The 6,774-nt window shown below is 62.2% G+C and carries 8 protein-coding genes; 5 read left to right on the top strand and 3 right to left on the bottom strand.

Annotation, left to right across the window (positions count from 1 at the left end):
- A partial coding sequence (locus LHP98_RS18445) for an integrase core domain-containing protein (protein ID WP_227254027.1) occupies positions 1–389 on the top strand: 389 nt, incomplete at its 5' end.
- Between the two features lie 160 nt (positions 390–549).
- Here the strand turns inward: LHP98_RS18445 and LHP98_RS18440 are convergent.
- The 3 genes from LHP98_RS18440 to LHP98_RS18430 form a co-directional block, all read right to left on the bottom strand.
- Positions 550–1,566 (bottom strand): proline racemase family protein, encoded by a 1,017-nt coding sequence (locus LHP98_RS18440; RefSeq protein ID WP_227254026.1) that lies wholly within the window; start codon positions 1,564–1,566, stop codon positions 550–552.
- Positions 1,567–1,690: 124 nt separating this feature from the next.
- Positions 1,691–2,653 (bottom strand): dihydrodipicolinate synthase family protein, encoded by a 963-nt coding sequence (locus tag LHP98_RS18435; protein ID WP_227254025.1) that lies wholly within the window; start codon positions 2,651–2,653, stop codon positions 1,691–1,693.
- A 119-nt stretch (positions 2,654–2,772) separates the two neighbouring features.
- Positions 2,773–3,474: a GntR family transcriptional regulator gene (locus tag LHP98_RS18430; protein WP_227254024.1), complete on the bottom strand. Its 702-nt coding sequence runs from the start codon at positions 3,472–3,474 to the stop codon at positions 2,773–2,775.
- Positions 3,475–3,763: 289 nt separating this feature from the next.
- On the opposite strand from LHP98_RS18430, the gene LHP98_RS18425 reads away from it, so the two are divergent.
- The 4 genes from LHP98_RS18425 to LHP98_RS18410 all read left to right on the top strand — a co-directional run bounded on the left by LHP98_RS18425 (position 3,764) and on the right by LHP98_RS18410 (position 6,697).
- Positions 3,764–4,570: a transporter substrate-binding domain-containing protein gene (locus tag LHP98_RS18425; RefSeq protein WP_227254023.1), complete on the top strand. Its 807-nt coding sequence runs from the start codon at positions 3,764–3,766 to the stop codon at positions 4,568–4,570.
- 79 nt (positions 4,571–4,649) lie between these two features.
- Positions 4,650–5,315: an amino acid ABC transporter permease gene (locus LHP98_RS18420; RefSeq protein ID WP_227254022.1), complete on the top strand. Its 666-nt coding sequence runs from the start codon at positions 4,650–4,652 to the stop codon at positions 5,313–5,315.
- Positions 5,316–5,328: 13 nt separating this feature from the next.
- On the top strand, positions 5,329–5,982 hold the full coding sequence (locus LHP98_RS18415; RefSeq protein ID WP_227254021.1) for an amino acid ABC transporter permease: 654 nt from the start codon (positions 5,329–5,331) through the stop codon (positions 5,980–5,982).
- The gene (locus LHP98_RS18410) at positions 5,975–6,697 is read left to right on the top strand and encodes an amino acid ABC transporter ATP-binding protein (protein WP_227254020.1); all 723 of its coding nucleotides are present in this window, start codon (positions 5,975–5,977) and stop codon (positions 6,695–6,697) included. Before LHP98_RS18415 ends, LHP98_RS18410 begins: the two co-directional genes overlap by 8 nt.
- The last annotated feature ends 77 nt before the right edge of the window (positions 6,698–6,774 follow it).

Genomic DNA, 6,774 nt, shown 5'->3' with positions numbered 1-6,774 from the left:
TGAAGCTCGTGGATGATGCGGCGTCTGACCGGCACTGCATCGCACCCGGAAAGCCCACGCAGAACCGTCGCAGGCTGTCTCGAACCAATGGCGTTCGCCTGCTCCAGATCGAAAGCTTCGACGGTCGTCTGGGCGACGCGCTGCTGAACGTGACCCTGTTCTCCTCGCTGCACCACGCCCGTGCCACACTGGCCGCCTGGCGCGAGGACCAGACTACCGAACGCCCCCACTCTCGCCTCGGCTGGCAGACGCCCGCCGCCTTCGCCCAAACCTTCCCCCCGCAACGGGGCCCGACGCTGCGCAACCCGCAAAGCTCGGCGCCCGCCCCCGTTGCCCAAGCCGCCCAAACCGGCAAAACCCAAACCCGAAGTCTCGCTCCCGCTGGATAAGAGTTGGGGGCAACGTCACCGGACGTTCGCGGCGCGAGGGGTCGGTCAAACTGGCAGGTGAGATCGTACTGCGGCGGCCGATCCGATCAGACAATACCTCGTCCGTCGCCCAGTGCCATCTGTGACCAAGACCAGCCTGCAAGCGTCGAAAGCCCCATGGCTATCCGCCCCAGGTATCGGAAAGGGTGAAGCCGGCGGGGAACGGGTCACTGGGGTCAAGGCCGATCTGGCTGAGTCCATAGATCCAGCACTGGCCGGAAACGCGGTTTCTTGTTGCGCTGAAGGGTCCAACGGTAGTTTCCGCGACGAACTCGGTCGTGAACTCTCCGCCGATGATCGAACGCGAGGTGACCACGTCGCCAGGCCTCGCCAGGCGCCTGGCCTGGCGGGCGGCCATGGCCGCGTTCGAGCCGGTCCCGCAGGGCGAACGGTCGGTGCGACCGGGGCGCATCGTGGTACAGGTGCGCAGCGCGCCATCAGGTTCGTCCGCGCGGAACATGACATAAGAGATGCCGTTCAGTGCCGGTGTCGTGGGATGAAGGGCCGGCTCCATCGCTGCGATGCGGTTGCGAAGTTCGACCCCAGCCAAGGCGAGCTGGCGGGCGTTTTGGGGCGCAATGGTCAAGCCGATCAGGTTCACGTCGATCAGCGCGTAGAACACCCCGCCGAAACAGAGGTCATAGAGCACCGGCCCCCATTCCGGTGTTTCGATCACCGCGTCCCGGCTCATCACAAACGCGGCCGGCATGTCGAGCGTGACCCGCACGACCTTGCCGCCGTCGCAGGTGGCCGTGGCCGTCACAAGCCCTGCCGCCGTATCCAGGGTCACCACGCTGACCGGCTCGACCATGGGGATCATGCCGGTTTCCAGGAGCGCCGTCGTGACGCACATGGCGTTCGAGCCGGACATGGCGTGGGCCTGATCGGGTTGCAGGATGATGAACCCGACATCGGCGCGCGGGTCGCAGGCGGGAACCAGAAGGCAGAACGAACCGGCAGGGCCTGAACGCGGCTCGGAACAGAGCCAGCGGCGCAAGCTGTCGTCCACCGTGTTCAGGTGATCGAGCTTGTCAGCCATCGTCGCGCCGGGAATGTTGAGGACCCCCCCGGTGATGACGCGCCCGATTTCGCCTGCGCAGTGAACGTCAACGGTCTGGATGGATCGGCTAAAGCGCATGGTATCAGCCTTTCAAATGGGAACCCGATCGCCGATCAAGTGCGTATGTGCGGACCCAGTTGGTCGGGCGGAGAAGCGCGATAGGCCCAAGGCGGCGCGCAGACACCCAGGGGCAGCCCTGCGATCAGCCAAGACAGCGCGCAACAGCACCTCCCTGCTGGCTCCACTTGGCGTACCAGGTCACGAAGAGGTTGTACTGAGCTTCGGCGTAGCCTCGCTGACTGGCGCTGAGTTCGTCCGTCTCGATGAAGTTCAGTGCGTATTCCCGTTCCCCCTGAAGGAGAAGTAGGTATTTGAAGTACAATACAAGATCCGGGCCTTCATCGAACGACGACAGGACCTGAAAGGCCGCTTCCAGTTCCAGCGCCTTCTGGCGCGCCTCGACATCACCGGCGGCGGCAGAGCGTGCCAGGTTGCACAACGTCAACACCGGATGCGGCAAGGCAACGCCGATGCCCGTAATGGCGCCGACCGCTCCGCAATTGACGTAGCCATGCACAACCCCGGTATCAACGCCAACCATCAAGGTCACATCATCGTCTGCCGACGTAATGAATTCGCCGGCGTAGCGGGTGTCTGCCGGGCCGCCGAATTCCTTGAACCCGACGAGATTGGGGTGTTCGGCGCGCAAGGCCTTGAACAGGTCCGCCCGCGTTGCAAAGCCGTAGTAGGGGCTGTTGTAGATGATCGCGGGCAGGTCGGGTGCCGCCGACAGGATCGCCTTGAAATGCGCCCGCTGCGCGGCAGGCGACGGGCCCCGCGACAAGACACGGGGAATGACCATCAACCCGTGTGCGCCGACCTTGGCCGCGTGCCGGGCAATGGCAACGGCGGACGCCGTATTGATGGCCCCCGTGCCAACGATCACCTTCACGCCCGCCTTTACCAGACGCTCCACCCCTTCCATCCGCTGTGCGTCGCTCAACAGCGGCCAGTCGCCCATGGACCCGCAGTAGACCACTGCCGACATTCCTTTGGCGACCAGTTCCTTGCCCTTGCGGACCAAGGCATCAAAGTCAGGCTCCCGCTCAGGGGTACAGGGGGTCATCAGGGCGGGAATGACGCCAGAAAAGATCTCGGCCTTCATGTAGGGGCTCCTGTTTCAGCCACATGGACGTCGAAGAACGGCTGGATCGATCAGGCCCGCAAGCCGCTTCATCATGATAATACATGCTGTATATTCCAAGTCGACAAAATCCTCGGACTTTAGAGGTCAATACTGTGCCGATCATCCCGGGAGAGCAGCTTCTGGATCTGGCGCACGATCTGGTCGGCATGTGCCTTGGCCAGCCTGTCGGATGCGTCCACGTCGCGCGCCGTGATCGCGGCGATGATGGCTTCATGTTCCTCGATGACCGAGGGCGGCGGGCGGTCGTCGAAGGACTGGTAGTAAAGCCGCAGCAGCCGCCGACCATCGTCCAGCAGCCGATCAAAAAGCGTGATGTAATAGGGGTTCCGCCCGGCCTGGGCGATCGCCGCGTGGAATTCGCGGTTCGTGGAGATCATTGCCACCGCGTCGCGGTTGGCAACGGCTGCGGCAAACTCTTTCTGATGGCTGCCGATGATTTCCAGATCACCGGGCCGCCAGTTCTGCGCGGCGAGGCGTGTGGTCACCCGGTACATCAGGGTGATGGCATCGAAATACGCGGACAGGTTCAGAAAGTCGATGTGCGAGACGATGGTCGAACGGTTGGGCAGCGTATCGACCAGGCCTTCCGTGGCCAACCGCGCCAGCGCTTCGCGGATCGGGGTGCGAGACAGGTCAAGGCGGTCAGCCAACTGGACCTCGTCGATCGGACTGCCGGGCGGAAGGGTCAGATCTAGGATTTCTGTCCGCAACAGGTCGTAGGCCTTCTTGACCCCGAAACCGCGTTTGCGCTCAGGTACGGCAACAGCATTGTCGTCCATCAGATGCTTCCTCGATTCCGACAGCATGGATAGGGGTCTGTCCCTGGCAGATCAACTCCTCCCGCGTGGATGGCGCGGCCGTCTCCGCCGCCGGGCAATCGGCATCAGGTGAACCCGGCAACGACAGGCGGGCGAGCGACCGGAGCCTAACCCCAAGGAGATGAGCTACAGTATACAGAATGTATATTTGTTACATTTTTCTTGTGCCACCACCAGCCGCAGAACATAGTTTGAGCAAGTTAACAGCCTGTCGAATCAACAAACACTGATACCAACGGGAGAGTTACACATGAAAAAATCCATCGTTTTCGGCAGCTTGCTTGCAGCGACCTGCCTTGCTACAGCGGCAACTGCCGACAAGCTTGACGACATCATGGCGTCGGGAACGCTGCGCTGCGCGGTCGTCCTCGATTTCCCGCCCATGGGCTCGAGAGACGCCGACAACAACCCCATCGGCTTCGACGTCGACTATTGCAACGACCTGGCCGCAGCCCTGGGTGTGACCGCCGAAATCGTTGAAACTCCATTCCCCGACCGCATCCCGGCGCTGGTCTCCGGTCGCGTCGATGTGGGTGTCGCATCGACGTCCGACACGCTGGAGCGTGCCAAGACCGTGGGTTTCACCATTCCCTACTTTGCCTTTACCAACGTGGTCCTGACCCGCGAAGGTGCCGGCATCGAGAAGTTCGAGGACATGAGCGGCAAGACCGTCGGATCGGTGAGCGGCACGTTCGAGGGCATCGCGCTGGAGGAGAACATCAAGGCCTGGGGCGCGGGCGAGTTCCGTCCGTATCAAAGTCAGGCCGACGTGTTCCTTGCCCTGTCGCAAGGACAGATCGACGCGACCGTCGTCACCTCGACCGTGGCATCGGCGATCGTCGAAAGCGGCCAGTATGAAGGCCTTGTGATCAAGGGCGACGCGCCCTACCCGGTGGACTATGTGGGCCTGATCGCGCTCCGCCAGGAATACGGCATGCTGAACTACCTTGATCTGTTCATCAACCAGCAGGTCCGGTCCGGCCGCTATCAGGAACTGTATGACAAGTGGGTCGGCGGCACCGCCCCGAAGCTCACGATCGACAACGTCTACCGTTGACACGCTATTGATGCCAGAACAGAGGGAGGGCGCCCTGCCCTCCCTTCTTTCTTGGGCCCTCTGAAACGGGGACGCGAGCATGTTCAACTACACCTTCCAGTGGCGACAAGCCCTTCAGAAGCTTCCGCTTCTGCTGGACGGCGCGCTTGTGACATTGCAGATCGCCCTGATGTCGATGGCCATGGGGATCGCGCTCGCCGTCGTTCTTGCGGTTGCCCGAAACGCACGCTCGCGGTGGGCGTCAGCCCCGGCCACCGCCTGGGTCGAGGTGTCGCGCAACACCCCTGCCCTGTTTCAGATCTACATGGCGCATTTCGGGCTTGGCTCATTCGGCATCCACCTCAGCCCCTATCTGGCGCTGTTGGCGGGGATCACGTTCAACAATGCGGGATACCTGGCCGAAACCTTTCGTGGTGCCTTGCGCGCCATTCCGGGAACCCAGCTGCGTGCGGCCCGGTCGCTTGGAATGCCCTCGATCCAGGCCTTCCGCCTGATCATCATGCCGCAGATGTTCCGCATCGCCTTCCTGCCCACCACCAACCAGATGGTCTGGGCCATTCTGATGACGTCGCTTGGTGTGACGGTGGGGATGAACATCGATCTTGCGGGCGTGACGCAAGACATCAACGTCCGCAGCTTCCGGACCTTCGAGATCTTCGCGATTGCGGCGGTGATCTACTATCTCATCGCCAAGTCCGTCACGCTTGGCGCGCGGCTGCTGGCGTCGCGATTGTTCCGGTACTAGGGGGAGGAGGCAGATGTTTGACACCGCTCTGACCCTGAGTGACCTGATGTTCCTGGTCAAAGGTGCCGGCATGACGCTGGCCGTCACCTTCTTCGCGGTCACCGGGGGCACCCTGCTGGGTCTGCTGTTCGGCGTGATCCGGGCGAATGTCAGCGTCTGGGCCGCGCTGCCGCTGATTTTTGTGCTGGACGTGTTCCGGTCTGTCCCGCTGCTGATTCAACTGGTCCTGGCAAACGCCTTCCAGGCGATTGCAGGGTTGAACATGCCGCCTTTCGCCACCTCGTGCATCGTGCTGGCGCTGTACACCTCGGCCTATTGCACCGAGATCGTCCGGGGCGCGATCGATGCGGTGCCGACGGTCACCCGGCGCGCGGCCCGGTCGCTCGGGCTGAGCTGGGGTCAGGACATGACCTACGTCGTCTTTCCGATGGCGCTGCGGGTCGCTCTGCCAAGCTGGATCGGCCTGACGCTTGGCGTCATGAAGGACTCGGCCCTTGTGCTGTGGTTGGGATTGATCGAACTGCTGCGCGCGGGCCAGATCCTGGTCACACGCCTTCAGGAACCGATGTTCATCCTCATCGTCGTGGGTGCGATCTATTTCCTGATGAGCTTCCCGATTGCCCGCCTTGGCGGCCAACTCGAAAAAAGGTGGCGCGAGAATGATTGAGATCCGGGACGTTCATAAGTCCTTCGGCAGCCTTGAGGTGCTCAAGGGCGTCAACCTGAGCGTCGAAAAGGGCGAAGTGGTTTCGGTCATCGGCGGCTCTGGGTCAGGCAAATCGACCCTCTTGACCTGCATCAACGGGCTTGAGCCAATCAACTCGGGCACGATCCTTGTGGACGGGGTCGAGGTTCATGCCAAGACCACCGACCTGAACAAGCTGCGCCGCAAGATCGGCATCGTGTTCCAGCAGTTCAACGCCTTTCCTCATTTGACCGTGCTGGAAAACGTGACGCTCGCCCCGCGCAAGGTGTTGGGCATGACCAAGGCCGAGGCCGAAGAGATTGCCGTCAAGCAGCTGACCCATGTGGGGTTGGCGGACAAGCTTTCGGTCTATCCGGGTCGGCTGTCGGGCGGGCAGCAACAGCGGATGGCAATTGCCCGCGCCCTCGCGATGTCGCCCGCCTATGTGCTGTTTGACGAGGTGACATCCGCACTGGACCCGCAGCTCGTGGGCGAGGTTCTGGATACGCTCAAGCTCTTGGCCAATGAAGGCATGACGATGATCTGCGTCACCCACGAAATGAGCTTTGCCCGGGATGTGTCAGACCGCGTGGCGTTCTTTCACCAGGGCGTGCTTGCAGAGATTGCGCCTCCGGATGAGTTCTTCACGGCGCCTCAGCACCCGCAGACGAGAGAATTTCTGTCGAACATTCGTTAGAAGGAAGCGCCCGCGATGCGTCAGCAGCGGGTCGTCCGAATTGACAAGGGAAGACCATGACTGACCGCTGTCGCCTT

The sequence above is a fragment of the Rhodobacter sp. Har01 genome, assembly GCF_020564565.1.
In the GTDB taxonomy this organism is placed as follows: domain Bacteria; phylum Pseudomonadota; class Alphaproteobacteria; order Rhodobacterales; family Rhodobacteraceae; genus Pseudogemmobacter.
The sequence above is the reverse complement of the archived record's forward strand: the minus strand, read 5'-3'. Positions and strand labels throughout refer to the sequence as shown.